Raw genomic sequence first — 18,615 nt, 5'->3', positions numbered from 1 at the left:
GCGGGGCTCATTCGCCCTGTTCGATGTCGTCCAGGGCGGGTTCGTGCGGGGCGGCGAAGCCCGGCATGCGACCGCGCAGCAGCAGGGCCAGGTCGTCGAGGAAGGCGATAGTCAGCACCATCAGCCCCGCCAGCATCACCGATTGCGGTATCCAGAAGGGGATCGCCATCAGGCCAGGGCTGAGATCGCCGAAGCGCCAGGAATCATGGATCATGTCCCAGGTCTGCCAGCAGAGGTAGGCGCAGCCGAAGGCGGCGAAGGCGCAGCCCAGCACATCGGCGGCGCGGGCCAGCCCCGGTTTTAGCCGCGACAGCAGCAGCGAGACCCGGATATGTCCCCCGGTTTTCAGCGTATAGGCCATCCCCATGAAAGAGGTCCCGGCCAGGAAGAAGCCTCCGCTTTCGGTGGAGTCGATGGTGACGCCGATCAGGCGACCGATGATCTGGGCGACGATCGTGAGGGCGATCATCATCAGGAAGAAGGCGGCGATACCGCCGCTGACCTTGTAGAGAAGATCAAGACTTCTGCGCATGTGCGTGCTCTCCCGGAGCGGAACGTGAAAGACCCGCGCCCGGCATGTGCCGGGAGCGGGAGCAGCTTGGTCGGAGGGGATCAGAGCCCGGACTGGTAGGTCTCGAGCACGGCCTTGGCTTCGGGGCTGGCCGTGGCTTCCCATTCGCTCATCATGCTCTGGCCGATTTCCTTCAGCTTGGCGATGATTTCGGGGGAGGCCTCGGTCACCGTCATGCCGTTTTCGGCCAGGATGTCGAGTTGCGCGGCATAGGTGGCCTTGCTCATCTCCCAGCCGCTGGCGGTGGCGGCTTCACCGGCGGCGACAAGCGCGGCCTGCAGCTCTTCGGGCAGGGCCTCGAAGACGTCCTTGTTGACCACGATGGCGTTCTTGGTGTGGATCGCGCCGGCGGCGGTGAAGTAGTTGGTGTTGTCCCAGGCCTGGATGTCGATGCCGGTCTGCGGCGAGGTGAAGAGCGCGTCGATCAGCCCGGTGGCGAAGGCCTGGGGGATCTCGGCGAAGGGCAGGATGGTGGCCTCGAAGCCAAGCGCGTTGCCCATGTCCTGGGTGGCCTTGGAGTAGATGCGCAGCTTCTGGCCCTCGAAGTCGGCGAGGCCGTTCACCGGCTCCTTGGTGTAGAAGCCCTGGCCCGGCCAGGGCTGGTAGGCCAGCACCTTCAGGCCGATGCCGTCGAAGAGCTCGTCGAAGTAGGGCTTCTGGGCCTGCATCAGCGCCCAGGCGCTGTCGTAGTCGCCGGCCACGAAGGGCAGACCGGCCAGGTTGTACATCGGATCTTCGTTGGAATAGGAGCCAAGACGGATCTCGCCGATCTGCACCTGCTCGGTCTGCACCGCGCGGCGGATCGCATCCAGCTTCATCAGCGTGCCGTTGGAATGCAGGGTGATCTTCAGCTCGCCCTCGGTCGAGGCCTCGACCTCTTCGATGAACTTCTGGATGTTCTGGGTCATGAAGTTGCTGTCGGCATAGCCGCTGGCCATGGTCCAGGTGGTCTCGGCCGTGGCGGCGGAGGCGCCGGCGGCGAGGGCGGTTGCGGCCAGAAGGGTCCGGGCCTTGAGAAGGACGTTCATTGGATGTCTCCCTGAGTGTTTATCGTTGCCAGTTCCCGCGAGGCGGGCGGATGAGCTGATGTCAGTGAAAGGGGATCTCTTTTTCAAGTCCAATAGTATACGATTTTAGCGATGGATCGGAAAATCTGCCTCTGCGCGCCTCGCTGCGTGTTTTTTGGGCTCAATTGCGCGGCGGCCGGCCAAATCCCGCGAGTTTCGCGGGAATCACTAGGGAATCGCCTCTGAAAGCGAGTCAGGTTCGGTGGAGGGGCTTGCAAGGTCCGGGCGGCTGCGGCACAAGTGGTGTGCCAAATCATCAGAAGATAGTATACGATCTGGAAGTGGGAATGACGGCAACAACGGAACCAATGACCGACGACGAGATCCACCGCGAGATCTTTGACGCAATCGTCGGGGGTCGCCTCGCGCCCGGTGAGAAACTGGGGCAGGATGAGCTGGGCAAGGTCTTCGGGGTGTCGAAGACGCGTATCCGTCCCATCCTGCACCGGCTCTCGGATCAGAAGATCGTGGTGATGGAGCCGATGCGCGGCGCCTTCGTGGCCCGGCCTTCGGTCGAGGATGCCCGCGCGGTCAACGCCGCGCGCCAGATCATCGAAGAGGGGGTCATCCGCGCCGCCACCCGCGTCGCCCAGCCCCAGCACCTGAAGATGCTGCGCGAGATCGTTGCCGAAGAGCAGCGCGCCCGCGAGGGCCGCAACGGCGGCCGGGCGCATCGCCTGACAGGAGAGTTTCACTGCGAGCTGGCGCGGATCACCGGCAATGACGTGGTCTCGGAAGTGGTGCGCGAGCTGGTCTCGCGCGACAGCCTCGTGGTGGCTCTCTACCAGCGGCCGTCCTCTTCGGGCTGTTCGCTGGGGGGGCACGCGGACCTGGTCGACAAGATCGAGGCCGGGGACGAGGACGCCGCCGCCCATGCCATGCGCCACCACCTGCAGGACGTGATGGAGACGCTGGACCTCGGGGAAGAGGGCCGCAAGTCGCAGGCGCTGGCCAAGGCCTTTGCCCACCTGGGAGACAAGTCATGACCGCCGCCGCCACGCTTGCCGCGCGGGACTTCCTGCGCCCGGCGGATCAGCCCGCGGCGGGGCGCTGGCCCGGCGGCGCACGTATCGCGGTCTCTTTCGTGCTGAACTTCGAGGAGGGGGCAGAGCTTTCCATCGCCGATGGCGATGAGCGCAACGAACCCGTCTACGAGGTCCGCGAAGAGGTCTTCGGAGCACCTGATCCCTGCATGAACTCGCATTACGAATACGGCCCCCGCGCCGGTTTCGACCGTATCCTGTCGCTGCTCGAGGCCCATGACGTGCGCGCCACCATCAGCACCTGTGCCCGTGCCGCCGAACGTGTGCCCTCGCTCATCGCAGGCGCGGCCGAGCGCGACCACGAGATCGCCTGCCATGGCTATCGCTGGGAAAGCCATTCGGGGATGGAGGCCGCCGAGGAGGCGCGTGTCATCGCCCGCACCTACGATAGCCTGACGCGGATCGCGGGACGGGCTCCGGTGGGCTGGCACACCCGTTCGGCCTCTTCGGTGCATACCCGGCGGCTGCTGCGCGAGCATGGCGGCTTCCTCTACGACTCCGACGCCTACAACGACGATCTGCCCTATGTGCTGAGCGGGCAGGGGGCCCCTCACGTTGTGCTGCCCTACAGCTTCGACACCAACGACATGCGGTTCAGCCCCGGCGGAGGCTTCGTCTTTGCCGATGATTTCACCCGCTATTGCGCCGATGCCTTCGACTGGCTCTGGCGCGAGGGGGCGGAGCGTCCGCGCATGATGTCGGTGGGCCTGCACCAGCGGATCATCGGCCGGCCCGGCCGCATTGCGGGGCTGGAGAAGCTGCTGAAGCATATGCGGTCGCGGGGCGATGTCTGGTTCGCCACCCGCGCCGAGATCGCCCATGAGTGGCGCTCTGTCGCGGGGTTGCCGCGCTGGACGGCGGCGGCCTGATCCCCTGATGAAGCTGCTGATCGTCAACTCCAATACCTCTGCCGGGATCACCGACCTGCTGCGGCAGGAGGCCCTGCGGATGGCCGCGCCGGGGACCGATGTCACCGCGCTGACTGCCTCGTTCGGCCCTGCCGCCATCGAGACCCCGGCCCATGTAGAAACCGCCGCGCGGGCGACCTGCGAGGCGATCACCTCGGTCACCGGCTTCGATGCCGCCATCGTGGCCTGTTTCAGCGACCCCGGCCTGATGAAGGCCCGGCGCGCGGTCCCGTTCCCCGTGGTCGGGTTGGCAGAGGCGGCGATGTTCCAGGCCTGCATGCTGGGCAGCAGCTTCGCGGTGCTGACGGTGGCGCCCTCCGCGGTGCCGGGCATTCACGCGGTGGCCGATGGCTATGGCCTGGGCGGGCGGATGACCGGGGTGCATGCGCTGGAGCGCGGCGTGCTGGAAAGCCATGCCGACCCCGTGGGCACGCTGCGCGAGATGCGCGCGCTGGCCCTGCAGGTGCTTGAGGCCGAGGCGCCGGATGTGCTGGTGCTTGGCGGCGCGATCACGGCGGGCATGGCCTCGGCCCTGGCGCCTGATCTGCCGGTGCCCCTGCTCGACGGCCTGCGCTGCGCCCTGCGCCAGGCAGAGATGCTGACCCGCTGATCCCGGCAAGGCGGGGGAGGGCCTGTCTTTTTCAGTGTCATTGAAACAGTGACCCCGGCGCACCGGAAACGGTGGCCGGGGTCTTTCGTCTTCGCCGCGGGAGCTGCGCGCGGCTCTCAGTGATTGTGGCGGGGCAGCTTTTCCGCGATGCGGTGGAACCCCTTGGCCGAGCGCAGGGTGGCCCCGTCGCTGAGTTGCGTTGCCTCGCGCCGGTAGATCTTCTGCCAGGGGGTCTGCGCCTTCGGCGTGGTGGGCACGGCCTCTTGCTGACGCCGTGCAATCTCGTCCTCGTCCACCAGCATGTCGCAGCGCCCGGAATCGAGGTCGATGCGGATCATGTCGCCGCTCCTGAGCCAGGCCAGGCCGCCGCCTTCGGCGCTTTCGGGCGAGGCATGGACGATGGAGGGGCTGTCTGCGGTGCCCGACTGCCGCCCGTCACCGATGGTCGGCAGGCTGGTGATCCCCGCCCGGATCAGCCGATCCGGCGGCTGCATGTTGACCACCTCGGCAGAGCCGGGCCAGCCCAGGGGGCCCGCACCCCGGATCACCAGGATCGAGCGACCGTCGATGTCGAGCTCGGGATCGTTGATCCTTGCGTGGTAGTCCTCCGAGCCGTCGAAGACCACGGCGCGGCCCTCGAAGCAATTCGCCTTGTCGGGGTCCGACAGGAAGCGGCTGCGGAAGTCATCCGAGATCACGCTGGTCTTCATGATGGCGAAATCGAAGAGGTTGCCGGTGAGCACGCGGAAGCCCGCGCGCTGCATCAGGGGGTCTGCGTAGGGGCGGATGACCTCGCGGTCCTTGGCCTCGCGGCCCGCGAGGTTCTCGGCCATGCTTTGGCCGGTGACGGTCTGACAGCCGGTCTCGAGCACGCCCGCCTCGGCCAGTTCCCACATGATCGCGGGCACGCCGCCGGCACGGTGGAAGCGCTCGGACAGGAAGCGCCCGGCGGGCTGGACATCGGCCAGCAGCGGGATGTCGTAGCCGTGGATCTGCCAGTCGTCCTTGTTCAGCTCGACGCCCGCCGCCTCGGCGATGGCGGCGAGATGGGGCTGGGCGTTGGTCGATCCGCCGATGGCGGAGTTGACCCGCAGCGCATTCAGCATCGCGTCGCGGGTCAGGATCATCGAGGGGCGCAGGTCCTCTTCCACCAGCTCGACGGCCCGCTTGCCGGTGCGATAGGCCATCTGCCCGCGCTCGCGGTAGGCCGCCGGGATCGAGGCGCAGCCGGTGAGCGAGAGGCCCATGGCCTCGGCCAGGGCGTTCATCGTCGAGGCGGTGCCCATGGTGTTGCAATGGCCGATGGAGGGAGCGGAATCGAGCGCGGTCTCGAGGAATTCCTGCCGGTCGATCTCGCCGGCCGCGTAGCGGCGGCGGGATTGCCAGATCACGGTGCCCGAGCCCGCAAGACGGCCCTCGTGCACCGAGTCGAGCATCGCGCCGCCAGAGAGGACGATCGCCGGGATATCGACGGTGGCCGCTGCCATGATCGCGGCGGGGGTGGTCTTGTCGCAGCCGGTGGTCAGCACCACGCCATCCAGCGGGTAGCCATGCAGCAGCTCCACCAGGCCCAGGTAGGCCAGGTTGCGATCAAGGGCTGCCGTGGGGCGACGGCAGTTCTCGAAGATCGGATGGGTGGGGAACTCGATGGGAATGCCGCCCGCGTCACGGATGCCGTCGCGCACCCGCTTGGCCAGGTCGACATGGTGGCGGTTGCAGGGCGAAAGGTCGCTGCCGGACTGGGCTATGCCGATGATCGGGCGACCCTCCGAGAGCTCCTCGGGCGTCATCCCGTAGTTCATGAAACGCTCCAGGTAGAGCGCCGTCATGTCGGCGTGTTCGGGATTGTCGAACCAGTCCTGGCTGCGAAGGCGGCGCTTGGTCATTTCAGCGCCCCCCGCTCCGCGAGGTTGCGCATCAGGGCGGAGGTCCCGAAGCTCCAGGGCGCGACCGCGTCACAGGGGTGGACCCGGTTGACCAGCCGTCCGAGCGCGGGCGAGGAGACCGAGACGATGTCGCCGGTCTTGTGGGTAAAGCCCATGCCCTCGCCGTCGCGGTCCTTGGTCGGGGCGAACATCGTGCCGAGGTAGAGCATCGCCCCGTCCGGGTACTGGTGCGTCGCATTCAGCAGCTGTGCCGCCAGATCGGCCGGCTGGCGCGAAATTTGCGCCATGTCGGAGTGATCCGAGAGCAGGAAGCCGTCCTCGCCGGTGATCTCGAGGCTGACCCGGAGGGTCGAGAGTTCCTCGAGCGCGAAGCCGTCGTCCAGCAGGCGGATGAAGGGCCCCATGGCGGCGGCGGCGTTGTTGTCCTTGGCCTTGCCCAGGAGCAGGGCAGAGCGGCCCTCGAAGTCACGCAGGTTCACGTCGTTGCCGAGGGTGGCGCCGCGGATCTGGCCGCGCGAGTTGATCGCCAGCACCACCTCGGGCTCGGGGTTGTTCCAGTGCGAGCGGGGATGGATGCCGATCTCGGCACCGCAACCCACGGCGGACATCGGCTGGGCCTTGGTGAAGATCTCGGCATCGGGGCCGATCCCGACCTCGAGGTACTGCGACCAGAGACCGGCCTTCTGCAGATGCGCCTTCACCTCTGCCGCCTTGTCCGAGCCCGGCACCAGCCCGCGCAGGTTGCCGCCCAGGATCTCGGCCAGCTCGGAGCGGATCGAGAGCGCCATGGCCGGATCGCCCTTGGCGCGTTCCTCGATCACCCGCTCGATCATGGAGCCGGCGAAGGTCACCCCCGCCGCCTTGACCGCCTGCAGGTCGCAGGGCGCCAGAAGCTGGCCGGCGCTGCCCTTGCCGTCGCCCTGATCGAGGAACCCTTCGAGCGGTCCCAGCGAGGGGCCACCGGCGGAAAGCGCGCCGGCCAGGTCTTCGATCTCCAGCAGCTCGGCCATGGTGGGCGCGACATGGGTGAGGTCAAGCACCTCGCCGTCGCGCAGCAGCACCGGGCAGGGGCCCTCGGCGCTCTTCGACCAGACCCGGCCCAGCAGGGTGGCGTCGCCGGCGTCCGGCAGGATGTCCTTGGCGGCCAGCGCCATTGTCTTGTTCTCTGTCATTCCGAGATCCTCGTTCCGCGCCCATAGATCAGCAACATGCCGATGATGACGGTGCCGTAAATGATTTGCCGCAGTGCCTCGGGCATTTGCATGATCGACAGCACTGAATTCAACAGGACGATCAGCACGACGCCCATGAAAGTGCCGATGTATCGTCCGCGTCCGCCCAGGATATGGGTGCCGCCGAGCACCACGGCGGCGATGGCGGGCAGCAGGAAGCTGTTGCCCATCCCCTGGTAGGCCTTGGCCGAATAGCCGGCCAGCAGCACGCCGGCCAGGGCCGCGCACAGGCCCGAGCCGACGAAGGCTCCGGTGACGACCGCCCTGGTGCGGATGCCCGAGAGCCAGGCCGCGCGTTCCTTGGTGCCGATGGCATAGAGCGAGCGGCCGAAGGTGGTGCGTGCCAGCAGGAAGGTCACCAGCACCGAGACCGCGATCCAGACGAAAAGCGCCACCGGCACCCCGAGCAGCTTTGCCTTGGCCAGGTAGAGCATCGCCGGTGTCGCCTGGTCCTGCGGGGCGAAGCCCCCGGTGCGGGCGACCATGAGACCGCGCAGCACCGTGTCGAGCCCAAGGGTGAAGATCATCGCCGGCACCCGCAGCACCGAGACGCCGAAGCCGTTGACCAGGCCCACGCAGAGCCCCACCGAAAGCCCTGCCGGGATCGCCCAGGGGCCGCCGATCGCGGTGGCGACCATCGCCGCCGAGGTCAGTGTCCAGGGCACCGAGAGGTCGATGTGGCCGGTCAGGATGACCAGCATCATCCCCGCCGCGCAGAGGCCCAGGAACGAGCCGATCTGCAATTGCTGCATCAGGTAGGAGGGTTGCAGCAGCGGCACCGTGCCGGTGGTCGACAGCGTATAGGCGGTGCCGATCAGCAGGATCAGGATGGTGAAGCCGAAGGCGATGAGGATGGGGCGATCCGCCGGGCGGATGCGGGTCAGGGCGGTCATCGGAAGAGCTCCAGTTGGTTCTTCACGCGGAAGGTCCGGAAGGCCACCGCGCTCACGGCCGCCAGCAGCACGATCCCCTCGATCAGGGGCTGCAGCAGCGGGTCGATGTCGAGGATGCGGAAGTAGAAGGAGACCGCGCGCAGGATCATCGCTCCGAGGATCGAGGCGATCACCCCGCCGGTTCCCCCGAGAAGCGCGGTGCCGCCAAGCACCACCGCGGCGATGGAGTTCAGCGTATAGGCCCCCGCCTGCACCACGTCGGCATTGCCGGTCGAGGTCTGGATGGCGAGGTAGAGCCCGCCGCAGGCGGCAAAGAAGCCCGCCAGCGTGAAGGCCGCGATCCGCGCCCGGTTGATCGGCAGGCCAGAGGCGAAGGCCGCGCCCTCGGCAGAGCCGATGGCATAGATGGTGCGCCCGGTCACGGTGCGCTTGAAGGGCAGCCAGACCAGGCAGGCCATGCCGAAGAGCAGGATCAGCGGCAGCGGGATGTTGACGAAGGGGGCGAGCCAGGTGGCCTCGCCGTCCTGGCCGATGCCGTAGGTCTCGGCGAAGTCGAAGACGGAATTGGTCAGCGCCCAGTTCAGGTCTCCGTCGACATTGCCGCCGGGGTTGGGGCGGATGAGCAGCGCCAGGCCGATGGCGATGGCGCCCGTGGCCAGGGTGGCGATGATCGGTTGCAGCCGCCCGTAGACCACGATCAGCCCGTTCAGCAGGCCGAAGGCGGTGCCGACCGCGAGAGTGGCGATCATGCCGAAGGCGATCTGCAGCGGGGTGCCGTCGAGCAGCCAGGAGGCCACGCAGGCCGCCAGCGTCATGATCGCCCCCACCGACAGGTCGAGCCCGCCAAGCAGCACCGGCACCGTCTGGGCCATGGCGACGAAGCCGATGGCCACCAGCTCGTTGGAGTTCTGCACCAGCACGGCGGTCGAGAAGCCGCGCGGATGCATCAGGTGGTACGAAAGGTAGAGGGCCAGGAACAGCGCCAGCGCGGCGGCAAATCCCCGGTTCTGTCCGATCCAGCGGGTCATGCCATTTCTCCCTGAATGTTGAGCGAGGCGGCGACGATGGCTTCCTCGGTGATCGCCTCTCCGGTCAGCTCGCTGACCACGCGGCCGTCGTAGAGCACGATCACCCGGTCAGAGCAGCCGATGAGCTCGGCATAGTCGGAGGAATAGAAGAGGATGGATTTCCCCTCGTCCGCCAGCGCGCGCATCATGCGGAAGATCTCTTGCTTGGTGCCCACGTCGATGCCACGCGTCGGGTCGTTCATCAGGATCACGTCGGGCGCGATCATCAGCCACTTGGCCAGCACGACCTTCTGCTGGTTGCCGCCCGAGAGCGTCTTGACCGCATCCTCGGTGGACCCGGCCTTGATCTGCAGGCGCTCCATGCCCTCGGCAATCGCGGCATCGAGGCGCGCCTGGTCCAGGACACCCCGGCCCGAGACCTTGTCGAGCGCCGCGGCCACGATGTTGTCGGCGATCGAGAGCGAGAGCATCAGCCCCTCGGTCTTGCGGTCCTCGGGGATCAGCGCGATGCGGTTGCGTCCGGTCTTGGCGGCATGGGGCGAGGCGGCGAGCCCGTCGCCTTCGCCCACCGTGACCTTGCCCTCGACGCCTTTCAGTACGCCGAAGAGGGCCAGCAGAAGTTCCTTCTGGCCTTGCCCGTCCAGGCCGCCGATGCCCAGGATCTCTCCCTTGCCGAGCGACAGGGACACGCCGTTCAGGCGGTTTTCCCAGCGAAGCTCCTCGAGGCGGATCACCGGCTCGCGCTCCTTCGGCGCGGGTTTCGGGGGGAATTTCGCCGTGACATCGCGGCCGATCATCAGCCGCACGATCTCGGCGTCAGAGCGCTCGCCCTTGCCGAAGGTCTCGACATGGCGGCCGTTGCGGAAGACCGAGAGCCGGTCGCAGAGCGCCTCGACCTCGTGCATGCGGTGGCTGATGAAGAGGCTGCAGACACCATCGGCGCGCAGCTCGTCCAGCAGGCCGTAGATCGTTTCCACGTCCTTTTGGGTCAGCGCCGAGGTGGCCTCGTCGAGGATCAGCACCTTCGGGTCGCGGCCGAGCGCCTTGGCGACCTCGACCATCTGGCGGCGCGACAGCGACAGGTCGCGGACCATGGCGCGCGGATCGACATCCTCGCAGCGCACGCGGGCCAGCAGCGCCTCGGCGCGCGCGATCTGCGCGCGGCGGTCGATCAGCCCCATGTGCCGGGGCGGGCGCTGAAGAGAGATATTGTCGGCGACGCTGAGATCGGGGATCAGCGAAAGCTCCTGGAACATGCAGACGATGCCTGCATCCGCGGCCTCGGCCGGGCCCGCAAAGCGGACCTCCCTGCCGTTGACGGCGATGGAGCCGGTGTCGGGTTTCAGCACGCCCGAGATGGTCTTGATGAGCGTCGACTTGCCCGCGCCGTTCTCGCCGAGAATGGCGTGGGTCGTCCCGGCGTGGCAGGCGAAATCGACGCCTTCCAGGGCCTTCACCCCGGCAAAGCTGATCGATACGTCGGAGAGCTCGACGATGGGTCCTTGCATTCTACGCATCCTGACGGGAAGGGGCGGGCGGCCGGGCCAGGCCCGGTCGCCCGCGTGTCATCACTTCATGTCTTCTTCGCTCTCGGCCATGATGGCCGGACCGGAGATGTTCACGTCGCAGGGCGGGAATTCATTCACGGTGAAGAAGTTGTCCGGCAGTTCGGACCAGTAGTTCTTGCCGTCCTCGAGACCCTTGTAGGTGGCCACAGGCAGCGGCACCGAGATGAGCTGCGGCATCACGTTGCCTTCCAGCGCCGAGACCGCCGCCTTCATCGCCACGGCCACCAGGCCCGGCGACTGGCCGATCGAGATGCCCTTCAGGCCGTCGGCGGAATGCTCGGCGATGGCCTTGCGGAAGCCGTTCTCGGATTCACCTGCGACAGGCACCCAGGGGTGGCCCGAGTCCTGCAGCGCCTGGACGATCCCGTTGGAGCCGCCCTGGCCGATCACCGCATCGAACTGGCCGTGCACGGCGATGGCGTCGGCCACCACCTTCTGGGTCGTGCCGTCATCCCAGTTGCCCACGACCGAGACCACCTCCCAGTCGCCACCATCGGCAGCGATGGCCTCGTTGATCGCCAGCGAGCGGTCACGGTCGACGGAGTTGCCGGCCAGGCCGCGCACTTCCAGCAGCTTGCCGCTGTCGATACCCATCTCGTGCAGCTCGCCCAGGATGAACTCGCCCCACTTCTTGCCCATGGCAAGCTGGTCCTCGTTGACCTGCATCACCTTGTCGGTGTCCAGCACGTTGTCGAAGGGCACCAGCACCACGTCGTTCTTGTCGGCCAGGCGGATCACCCGGTCGAAGCCCGTGGGGGCCACGGCGATGGTGATGATCGCGTCATAGCCCTGGTTGATGAAGTCCTCGATGGCGCCCAGCTGGGCGGGGGCATCGGTGCCGGTCGAGACGACCTTGAACTCCGAGATCTTGTCCTTGATCGTCGGGTCCTCGGCAAAGGCCTTGGCGGTCTTCACCATCTGGATGCGCCAGGTGTTGCCCACGAAGCCGTTGACCACGGCGATCTTGTAGGGGCCTTCCTTGGCGGACCATTGCAGGAAGCTCGTGTCCTCGTCCCAGGGGGCGAAGCATTCGGGCAGGGCACCGGGGCCCGATACCACCTCGGGACCCGCGAAAGCCGCGCCCCCGCTCAGAAACGTCGCTGTCACCAGCGTCGCAAACAACGATTTCGTCTTCATTTTCTAATCTCCTCCCAGAGTAGTCTGAAGTTTGCAGTTTCCGGCCGGCTCATCCCGGCTCTCGTTCGTGATGCTCGTCAGCTCCTTTTTTCGGGGATGGGGCCCAGCTCGGGGAAGGTGGCGAGACCTTTCCTGAGGTGGGTCCGCATCAGGTATTGATAGGCGAGGTGATCGGTCGCCTCGATGGCGCGCAAGACGCCCTCGTGCTCCTGGAAGGTCTCGCCCTCGATGATGCGACGGGTCTTGCCGTGCTGCATGATGCGCAGGATCACCGGCTTCATGATGCCGTAGACATCGAGGATCGAGCGGTTCCCGGTCAGCGAGATCAGCTTGATGTGAAACTCGAAGTCGAACTCCGAGGCCTCGACGATGCTGCGGGCCTGCACCATGCGGTGGTTCAGTGCCCGCAGCTCCTCCATGTCATTGGGCGTCACCGCATCGAAGATGGCCAGCGCGGTGCCGGTCTCGATCAGCTCGCGGAAGCCCTGGATGTCATCGAAGGTCCGGCGAGAGATCTCGCCCACGTTGAACGAGAAGATATCCAGCGCCCGGTTCATCCGCTCGTCGATGATCGTGGCCCCCACCTTGGGGCGCACGTCGACGATGCCGTAGGCCTTCAGCATCCGCATCGCCTCTCGCACCGTGTTGCGGCTGATGGCGAAACGTTCGCAAAGCTCGCGCTCGGTCGGAAGCTTGTCCCCGACCGTGAGCCCATCGGTGTCGATGAGCTCGCGGATCTGGGCCACGACCTGGTCCACGGCGGATTCCTGGCTGCTCTCTTCAAAAGTGTCGTCCAACGTCTTCGCCTCGCTACTGTTCGTCAAAGGGCACTCAGATAAGCCAGGTTGCGATTGGCGGGAAGAAGAGGATGGTCAACAGAACCACCAACTGCAGCGCGATGAAGGGCAGGAGTGCCGTGTAGATGTGCTTCAGCGTGATCTCCTTCGGGGCGACGCTCTTCAGGTAGAAGGCGGCGGGGCCGAAGGGCGGTGTCAGGTAGGAGACCTGCATGTTCACCGCGAAGAGGATGCCGAACCAGATCGGGTCGTAGCCCAGCTGGATCACGATGGGCACGAAGATCGGCAGGGTCAGCAGGGCGATGCCGATCCAGTCGAGGAACATGCCCAGGACCAGCAGGATCAGCATCATCACCATGATGATCACCACCGGCGCCGCCTCGATCCCCAGGATCGACTGCGCGACGAAGCGGTTGCCGCCCATCAGGTTGTAGACACCGACCAGCACGGCCGCGGCGATGCCGATCCAGATGATCATGCCGCAGGTCTGCAGCGTGTGAACCAGGCTGTCCTGCAGCATCCTCAGGGTCAGTTCGCGCCGGATCAGCGCGATGATCAGCACCGCCGAGACGCCCATGGCCGCGGCCTCGGTGATCGAGGCGATGCCGCCGTAGATCGAGCCCAGCACGACGAAGACAATGAAGAGCGGCGCCGAGAGCGACTTCAGGGCAGAGCCCAGGGATTCCTGCGCGGCTTCCTCCTTCGACATGGGCGGGCCCAGGTCGGGGTTGCGCCAGCAGATGAAGAGCACATAGGCCACGTAGAAGCCCAGGAGCATCAGCGCCGGGGTGATGGCGGCGATGAAGAGGTCGGCGATGGAGGCATTGGCCACCAGCCCGTAGATGATCAGCACGATCGAGGGCGGCATCATGGTGCCGAGCGATCCGCCCGCGCAGACCACGCCGATGGAGAGATTGCGATCGTAGCCGAGCCGCAGCATCTGGGGCAGGGCAAGGATGCCCAGCAGGACGATCTCGCCGCCGATGACGCCGGACATGGCGGCCATCAGGATGGCGACGATCAGGGTCTGGACCGCGACGCCGCCGGGCAGGCGGCCGGCCAGGATGCGCATGCCGTTGAACAGCGACTTGGCAATGCCCGAACGGTCGAGCAGGGCGGCCATCAGGATGAACATCGGGATGGCGACAAGCGAGTATTCGGTGATGAAGCCGAAGATCCGCGAGGTCACCAGCGGCAGGGCCATGGGGCCGAACCAGCCGAAGGTGAAGATGAGCGCGACGAGCCCGGTGACCCAGGCCAGGGGCTGGCCGGTCAGAAGCAGGACGAAGATCGCGCCGACAAGAAGGTAGGATCCGTATTCGATCCCGAGAGCACTCAGGCCCATGGTCATTCGCCTCCGTCAGTGGCGTTGGAGGTGTCGCGCCGGATCGCGTCGATCAGGTGGAACACCGTCTGGATGAACATCGCCACCACGCAGATCAGAACCAGCAGCTTCAGCAGGGCGGGGGTGGGCGGGTTCCACGAGGTGCCGGTGCCCTCGAGGTGCAGGGCGCCCGTGGGGGTGAACCAGGACTTGCCGACCATGACCCAGGCCGCATAGGCCAGGCCCGCGAAGAAAATGAGCGCGATCAAGGAGTTCACGATGTCGAGCGCGCGCCGCCGCTTGGGGCCGGCCGCATCGTAGAACATCCGGACGCGGATATGCTTGTCGCGGGCCAGGGCGACCGGACCGCCGACCAGGAAGATCGCCGCGATCAGGAAGGACGTCGTCTCATGCGCCCAGAAGGTCGGGCTGTCGAAGACGTAGCGGGCGATGACCTCGACCACCGTGATCAGGAATGCCACGAAGATGGCCCATGCGAATACCTTGGAGCTGGTCGAGATCGCCTGATCCAATCCTGTGCGGATCTCGACGTCTCCCTGCTCGATCTTGTTGATGATGTCGCTCTCATCGGCCATTTCAGGCTCTCCTCCCCCTTTGAGCGCTGCGCCCGACACGAGCTCGGCCGGGCGCAGCTTGTTCCTGGACTGCGACCCGCTCAGAGCAGGTTGCGGCCCTTCAGATAGGCGGTGACCGCGTCGTAGTAGCGCTGGGTCATCTCGGTCTTGGGCGCCCAGTTCTGCCATTCCTGCTGCGCGATGCGGCGGAACTTGGCCCGTTCGTCACCCGACCAGTTGATGATCTCGATGTCCGGGTTGGCATTCGCCTCTTCCACGGCCGCGGCATCCAGCTGACGGACCGAGTAGATGTGGTTGAAGCTGAACTGCTGCACCGAAGCGGTCAGGATTTCCTGCAGATCCTCGGGCAGGCCGTCCCAGATCGCCTTGTTCATCGACACGTCGATCATCGGCAGCGAGTGGAAGCCGGGGTAGAGCGGGTAGTTGGCGATGTCGTTCATGCCGAGCGACTGGTTGGTGGCGAAGACGGTGTTGTCCGCCGCATCCACCACGCCCTTGTCGAGCGCCGAGAAGATCTCGGAGCCGGGCAGCGACACCGGCGCGGCGCCGGCCTTCGAGAAGATCTCGTAGACCATGCCTTCGGGGGCGCGCATCTTGACGCCCTTCAGGTCTTCCACGGTGCGGATCGGAACGCGCGAGACGAAGGCCTCCGGCTCGGTCGCCGCGGCGCCGATGAACTGCACGCCATAGGGGGCGACCAGCTCTGCATAGAGCTCGTTGCCGCCGCCGCTGGCCATGAAGCCCAGAAGCTCGAACGGGTCGCTCCATGCGCCGACGAGGTTGCCCATCATGGCAAAGGCCGGGTCCTTGCCCGAGAAGTAGCTGGGATCGGTCAGGTGGCCCTGAAGGATGCCTGCGCCGACCGCGTCCAGCGTGTCGGTGTGGGGCACCACGGAGCCGATCGGCAGGATCTCGATCTCGATCCGGCCACCGGACAGCGCGGCGACATCCTCTGCCCATTTCTGCTTGTTGACGAAGCCCGGCTCGCCCGCAGTTTCCGAGGTCTGGAACGTCCAGTTGTAATCGGCCGCCACGGCGGCGCCGGCGAGGCTCAGTGCCGAAACGGTCAGAGCCGCCAGCCCGGTAAGCTTTCTAACGAAATTCATGTCTTCCTCCCTTTGGTAGAATTCCGGCCCCATTCCTCCAGAGGACCGGCAGAGGCCTCTTCGCCTCTTTGGTTGGGCAAATAAGGCATAGGGTCAAAATTATATCAACATTCACTTTTCGCCTGAGGGCGCTCATTTTCGCTTTTTGTTGTACCAAGAGGGGGTAGAATCGCAGATGTTTGGTGCTGATCGGCGTCTGATTGTGGGTGATTATCGTGTGAATGGCTTTTCTGGTCAGACAAAATGGCATCGGGTCGCGCGGCGATTCTCCGCGAAGGGGTGTCGTATTTGTCGCCCAGATTGATTGGGCGGAACCCTGGGGAGGGCGCGCTGTGAGAGAAGGATACGGAAGATGATGAACCTTGAGGGAAAGGTGGCGCTGGTCACCGGGGGCAATGGCGGTATCGGTCTTGCCATGGCGAGCGCGCTCGCGGATGCGGGGGCTACGCTGGCCATCGTCGGGCGCAGCCCCGACAAGAACGCCGCCGCGGTTGCCGCCCTGGCACGGCCGGGCGCACCCGAGCCGGTGGCGATCGTTGGCGACATGACCGACGAAGAGAGCGTGGCCGAGACGCTGGCCGAGGTCGTCCGGCGGTTCGGCGGTCTGGACATCCTGCTCAACAACGCCGGAAGCAACGACCGCAAGCTGCCGCAGGACTATTCCCTGGCCGAGTGGAACAGGCTGATCTCCAGCAACCTGACCTCGGCCTTCCTGGTCTCTCAGGCGGCCTATCCCCTGATGGTCGCGCGGGGTGGCGGCAAGATCGTCAACATCGGCTCCCTGATGTCGGTCTTCGGGTCGCCCAAGTCCGCGCCCTATGCGGCGGCGAAGGGCGGGGTGGTGCAATTGACCAAGTCCCTGGCCACCGCCTGGGCGGGTGACAATATCCAGGTCAATGCGCTGCTGCCCGGCTGGATCGACACCGACATGACCGTCATGGCCCGAGAGCAGGTATCGGATCTGAACGAACGCGTCCTGTCGCGCACCCCCGCGGGTCGCTGGGGGCGGCCCGAGGATCTGGCCGGCGCGGCGCTTTTCCTCTGCTCCGGGGCGTCGGATTTCGTCACCGGGATCGGCCTGCCGGTGGATGGTGGGTATAGCTGCTCTGCCTGAGGCAGGCCGGACAGGAAGAAGCGGGGGCTGCCGGTGGCGGCCCCCGCTTTCGTTTCGGCACGAGCGCGATCAGCTGTGGCGGATCTCGGTGCCCAGCACCTTCAGGCATTCGCGCATGAAGGCCGCCAGCGCGGTCCAGCCCTTGGCCGAGACCATGTTGCCGTCGACATAGGCCTCTTTCGGGTCGGCATCGTAGTAGGTGCCGCCGACGGCCACGACCTCGGGCGCGCAGGCGCCAAGGCCCGCGACGGTCTTGCCCTTCAGCACGCCGGGCACCGCCATCAGGATCTGCACGCCGTGGCAGATGGTGAAGATCGGCTTGCCGGTATCGTGGAAGTGCTTGACCATCGCCTGGATGCGGGGGTCGGTGCGGATGTACTCGGGGCCGCGACCGCCGGCGGCATAGACCGCGTCGTAGCTGTCGAGCTCTGCCTCGGCCTCTGAGAAGGTCTTGTTGATCTCCGCGTTGTGGCCGGGCTTCTCGGTGTAGGTCTGGTGCCCCTCGAAGTCATGCAGCGAGGTGGCGATCATGTCGCCTGCGTTCTTGTCGGGGCAGACGACGTGGACCGTATGGCCGACGGCCTCCATGCCCTGCTGGTAAACGTAGATCTCGTATTCTTCGGTGAATTCACCGCAGAGCATGAGGATTTTCTTGCCGCTCATCTGGGCCTCCTGGATCTTTGGGTGGTCTGTCCGGCCGCCAGAGGGGCCGGACAGGTATCGGGGTGATCAGAACGGGCTGTCCGGGAAGTAGAACTGATCCGCGTTCTGCGGCGTGATCAGCGGGGCATCCAGCTTGAACGAGCCGCGCATCGGCGCCTGGCCGGCGAATTGCGCTGCGGTCATGAACATGGCCGAGGCGATCATCGACGGCGGGTAGGGGGTGGAGATCGGGGTGCGCTCGTCACCCGCCTTCACCATCTCGATCACCTGCTTCATGCCGTTGCCGCCCAGCATGTACTGCACATCTTCGCGCTCTGCCTGGTCGACGGCTTCGATCACGCCAAGCAGCATGTCGTCGTCATTGGCCCAGACCGCGTCGATGTTGGGGTACTTGCCCAGGTAGTCCTGCATCAGGGTGAAGGCCTCGTCCTGGTTCCAGTTGGCATACTGGATGTCGAGGATCTTGATGTCGGATTGGTCGATGACCTCGGTGAAGCCCTGGATGCGCTCGTCGTCGATCACGGTCGGGATGCCCCGCAGGACGACGATCTCCCCTTCGCCGCCCAGCTTTTCGACCAGCCACTGGGCCGTGTTGGCGCCGACGGCGATATTGTCACCGGCGACATAGAGATCCTGGATCGAGGGATCCGCGAGCCCGCGGTCCACCACCGTGATGAAGGTGCCGTTCGAGGCAACCTGTTCCACCGGGCCCGTCAGTTCCTCCGAGGTGAAGGGCAGGATCACCAGGGCGTCAAGCTCGTTGGTGGCCGAGAGATCCTCGAGAGAGGAGACCTGGGCCGTGGCCGAGGAGGCCGTCGAGACGATCACGTCGATGTTGGGGTAGGCGGCCTCGAGCTGCTTCTCGGCCTCCTGGGCGTGGTAGACCACGCCGCCGGTCCAGCCGTGGGTTGCGGCCGGGATCGACACGGCGATGGTGAATTGCTTGTCCTGGGCCTGTGCGGCGGCGCCGCTCAGCGCCCCCGCGAGCACCGCGGCAGATAAGAGTGCCGCACCTTTCGTCCTCAGTTTCATGTTTCCCTCCTCCATTGGGTATGAACAGCTCCAGCCGTTT

18 protein-coding genes are annotated in these 18,615 nt (G+C 66.1%); 4 read left to right on the top strand and 14 right to left on the bottom strand.

All coding sequences use genetic code 11. The annotated features are described in order from the left end of the window. Positions 1 to 7: 7 nt before the first annotated feature. Together CRO50_RS17690 and CRO50_RS17685 are read right to left on the bottom strand one after the other, a co-directional pair. Positions 8 to 532, bottom strand: a complete 525-nt coding sequence (locus CRO50_RS17690) for a TRAP transporter small permease (protein ID WP_157791697.1) — start codon at positions 530 to 532, stop codon at positions 8 to 10. An 80-nt stretch (positions 533 to 612) separates the two neighbouring features. After that, the gene (locus CRO50_RS17685) at positions 613 to 1,599 is read right to left on the bottom strand and encodes a TRAP transporter substrate-binding protein (protein WP_097147272.1); all 987 of its coding nucleotides are present in this window, start codon (positions 1,597 to 1,599) and stop codon (positions 613 to 615) included. Positions 1,600 to 1,925: 326 nt separating this feature from the next. Here CRO50_RS17685 and CRO50_RS17680 point away from each other — a divergent pair, with 326 nt between their 5' ends. Genes CRO50_RS17680 through CRO50_RS17670 form a run of 3 tightly spaced genes read left to right on the top strand, consistent with a single transcriptional unit; the run spans position 1,926 to position 4,199 of the window. Further along, positions 1,926 to 2,624, top strand: a complete 699-nt coding sequence (locus CRO50_RS17680; protein WP_097147271.1) for a GntR family transcriptional regulator — start codon at positions 1,926 to 1,928, stop codon at positions 2,622 to 2,624. Beyond that, positions 2,621 to 3,550 (top strand): polysaccharide deacetylase family protein, encoded by a 930-nt coding sequence (locus CRO50_RS17675; protein ID WP_097147270.1) that lies wholly within the window; start codon positions 2,621 to 2,623, stop codon positions 3,548 to 3,550. Before CRO50_RS17680 ends, CRO50_RS17675 begins: the two co-directional genes overlap by 4 nt. Before the next feature lie 7 nt (positions 3,551 to 3,557). After that, positions 3,558 to 4,199 carry an aspartate/glutamate racemase family protein gene (locus tag CRO50_RS17670; RefSeq protein WP_097147269.1) on the top strand — a complete coding sequence of 214 codons (642 nt, stop codon included), beginning with the start codon at positions 3,558 to 3,560 and terminating at the stop codon, positions 4,197 to 4,199. 116 nt (positions 4,200 to 4,315) lie between these two features. Here the strand turns inward: CRO50_RS17670 and CRO50_RS17665 are convergent, their stop codons facing one another. The 10 genes from CRO50_RS17665 to CRO50_RS17620 form a co-directional block, all read right to left on the bottom strand. Next, positions 4,316 to 6,085 carry an IlvD/Edd family dehydratase gene (locus CRO50_RS17665; protein ID WP_097147268.1) on the bottom strand — a complete coding sequence of 590 codons (1,770 nt, stop codon included), beginning with the start codon at positions 6,083 to 6,085 and terminating at the stop codon, positions 4,316 to 4,318. Beyond that, positions 6,082 to 7,257: a fumarylacetoacetate hydrolase family protein gene (locus tag CRO50_RS17660; RefSeq protein ID WP_097147267.1), complete on the bottom strand. Its 1,176-nt coding sequence runs from the start codon at positions 7,255 to 7,257 to the stop codon at positions 6,082 to 6,084. Before CRO50_RS17660 ends, CRO50_RS17665 begins: the two co-directional genes overlap by 4 nt. Next, positions 7,254 to 8,210, bottom strand: coding sequence for an ABC transporter permease (locus CRO50_RS17655; protein ID WP_097147266.1), 957 nt, complete (start codon positions 8,208 to 8,210; stop codon positions 7,254 to 7,256). The genes CRO50_RS17660 and CRO50_RS17655 overlap by 4 nt, the downstream gene beginning before the upstream one ends. Beyond that, entirely contained in the window at positions 8,207 to 9,238 is a 1,032-nt protein-coding gene (locus CRO50_RS17650; protein WP_097147265.1) for an ABC transporter permease, read from the bottom strand. The genes CRO50_RS17655 and CRO50_RS17650 overlap by 4 nt, the downstream gene beginning before the upstream one ends. Further along, positions 9,235 to 10,746, bottom strand: a complete 1,512-nt coding sequence (locus tag CRO50_RS17645) for a sugar ABC transporter ATP-binding protein (protein WP_097147264.1) — start codon at positions 10,744 to 10,746, stop codon at positions 9,235 to 9,237. The genes CRO50_RS17650 and CRO50_RS17645 overlap by 4 nt, the downstream gene beginning before the upstream one ends. A 60-nt stretch (positions 10,747 to 10,806) precedes the next feature. Continuing rightward, positions 10,807 to 11,943, bottom strand: coding sequence for a sugar ABC transporter substrate-binding protein (locus CRO50_RS17640; protein WP_097147263.1), 1,137 nt, complete (start codon positions 11,941 to 11,943; stop codon positions 10,807 to 10,809). Positions 11,944 to 12,020: 77 nt separating this feature from the next. After that, positions 12,021 to 12,740, bottom strand: a complete 720-nt coding sequence (locus CRO50_RS17635; protein ID WP_179747318.1) for a FadR/GntR family transcriptional regulator — start codon at positions 12,738 to 12,740, stop codon at positions 12,021 to 12,023. A 34-nt stretch (positions 12,741 to 12,774) separates the two neighbouring features. Then, positions 12,775 to 14,085 (bottom strand): TRAP transporter large permease, encoded by a 1,311-nt coding sequence (locus CRO50_RS17630; protein ID WP_097147377.1) that lies wholly within the window; start codon positions 14,083 to 14,085, stop codon positions 12,775 to 12,777. A gap of 2 nt (positions 14,086 to 14,087) precedes the next feature. Further along, on the bottom strand, positions 14,088 to 14,660 hold the full coding sequence (locus CRO50_RS17625; protein ID WP_097147261.1) for a TRAP transporter small permease subunit: 573 nt from the start codon (positions 14,658 to 14,660) through the stop codon (positions 14,088 to 14,090). An 80-nt stretch (positions 14,661 to 14,740) separates the two neighbouring features. Further along, entirely contained in the window at positions 14,741 to 15,766 is a 1,026-nt protein-coding gene (locus CRO50_RS17620; protein WP_179747317.1) for a TRAP transporter substrate-binding protein, read from the bottom strand. 352 nt (positions 15,767 to 16,118) lie between these two features. On the opposite strand from CRO50_RS17620, the gene CRO50_RS17615 reads away from it, so the two are divergent. Continuing rightward, positions 16,119 to 16,880 carry an SDR family NAD(P)-dependent oxidoreductase gene (locus tag CRO50_RS17615; protein ID WP_097147259.1) on the top strand — a complete coding sequence of 254 codons (762 nt, stop codon included), beginning with the start codon at positions 16,119 to 16,121 and terminating at the stop codon, positions 16,878 to 16,880. 69 nt (positions 16,881 to 16,949) lie between these two features. On the opposite strand, the gene CRO50_RS17610 is transcribed toward CRO50_RS17615, so the two are convergent. Next, positions 16,950 to 17,543 (bottom strand): DJ-1/PfpI family protein, encoded by a 594-nt coding sequence (locus CRO50_RS17610; RefSeq protein ID WP_097147258.1) that lies wholly within the window; start codon positions 17,541 to 17,543, stop codon positions 16,950 to 16,952. A 66-nt stretch (positions 17,544 to 17,609) separates the two neighbouring features. Further along, positions 17,610 to 18,575 carry a substrate-binding domain-containing protein gene (locus CRO50_RS17605; protein WP_097147257.1) on the bottom strand — a complete coding sequence of 322 codons (966 nt, stop codon included), beginning with the start codon at positions 18,573 to 18,575 and terminating at the stop codon, positions 17,610 to 17,612. Positions 18,576 to 18,615 lie beyond the last annotated feature (40 nt).

Origin of the sequence: Pseudooceanicola antarcticus (genome assembly GCF_900215355.1) — a bacterium.
GTDB lineage: Bacteria > Pseudomonadota > Alphaproteobacteria > Rhodobacterales > Rhodobacteraceae > Pseudooceanicola > Pseudooceanicola antarcticus.
Note: the sequence above shows the minus strand (reverse complement) of the source record. Positions and strands in the feature narration are given on the sequence as shown.

What these genes read in the sequence shown, in the direction of transcription:
- CRO50_RS17690 (WP_157791697.1), bottom strand. Translation starts at nt 532, where the DNA reads ATGCGCAGAAGTCTTGATCTTCTCTACAAGGTCAGCGGCGGTATCGCC.
- CRO50_RS17685 (WP_097147272.1), bottom strand. Translation starts at nt 1,599, where the DNA reads ATGAACGTCCTTCTCAAGGCCCGGACCCTTCTGGCCGCAACCGCCCTC.
- CRO50_RS17680 (WP_097147271.1), top strand. Translation starts at nt 1,926, where the DNA reads ATGACGGCAACAACGGAACCAATGACCGACGACGAGATCCACCGCGAG.
- CRO50_RS17675 (WP_097147270.1), top strand. Translation starts at nt 2,621, where the DNA reads ATGACCGCCGCCGCCACGCTTGCCGCGCGGGACTTCCTGCGCCCGGCG.
- CRO50_RS17670 (WP_097147269.1), top strand. Translation starts at nt 3,558, where the DNA reads ATGAAGCTGCTGATCGTCAACTCCAATACCTCTGCCGGGATCACCGAC.
- CRO50_RS17665 (WP_097147268.1), bottom strand. Translation starts at nt 6,085, where the DNA reads ATGACCAAGCGCCGCCTTCGCAGCCAGGACTGGTTCGACAATCCCGAA.
- CRO50_RS17660 (WP_097147267.1), bottom strand. Translation starts at nt 7,257, where the DNA reads ATGACAGAGAACAAGACAATGGCGCTGGCCGCCAAGGACATCCTGCCG.
- CRO50_RS17655 (WP_097147266.1), bottom strand. Translation starts at nt 8,210, where the DNA reads ATGACCGCCCTGACCCGCATCCGCCCGGCGGATCGCCCCATCCTCATC.
- CRO50_RS17650 (WP_097147265.1), bottom strand. Translation starts at nt 9,238, where the DNA reads ATGACCCGCTGGATCGGACAGAACCGGGGATTTGCCGCCGCGCTGGCG.
- CRO50_RS17645 (WP_097147264.1), bottom strand. Translation starts at nt 10,746, where the DNA reads ATGCAAGGACCCATCGTCGAGCTCTCCGACGTATCGATCAGCTTTGCC.
- CRO50_RS17640 (WP_097147263.1), bottom strand. Translation starts at nt 11,943, where the DNA reads ATGAAGACGAAATCGTTGTTTGCGACGCTGGTGACAGCGACGTTTCTG.
- CRO50_RS17630 (WP_097147377.1), bottom strand. Translation starts at nt 14,085, where the DNA reads ATGGGCCTGAGTGCTCTCGGGATCGAATACGGATCCTACCTTCTTGTC.
- CRO50_RS17625 (WP_097147261.1), bottom strand. Translation starts at nt 14,660, where the DNA reads ATGGCCGATGAGAGCGACATCATCAACAAGATCGAGCAGGGAGACGTC.
- CRO50_RS17620 (WP_179747317.1), bottom strand. Translation starts at nt 15,766, where the DNA reads ATGAATTTCGTTAGAAAGCTTACCGGGCTGGCGGCTCTGACCGTTTCG.
- CRO50_RS17615 (WP_097147259.1), top strand. Translation starts at nt 16,119, where the DNA reads ATGATGAACCTTGAGGGAAAGGTGGCGCTGGTCACCGGGGGCAATGGC.
- CRO50_RS17610 (WP_097147258.1), bottom strand. Translation starts at nt 17,543, where the DNA reads ATGAGCGGCAAGAAAATCCTCATGCTCTGCGGTGAATTCACCGAAGAA.
- CRO50_RS17605 (WP_097147257.1), bottom strand. Translation starts at nt 18,575, where the DNA reads ATGAAACTGAGGACGAAAGGTGCGGCACTCTTATCTGCCGCGGTGCTC.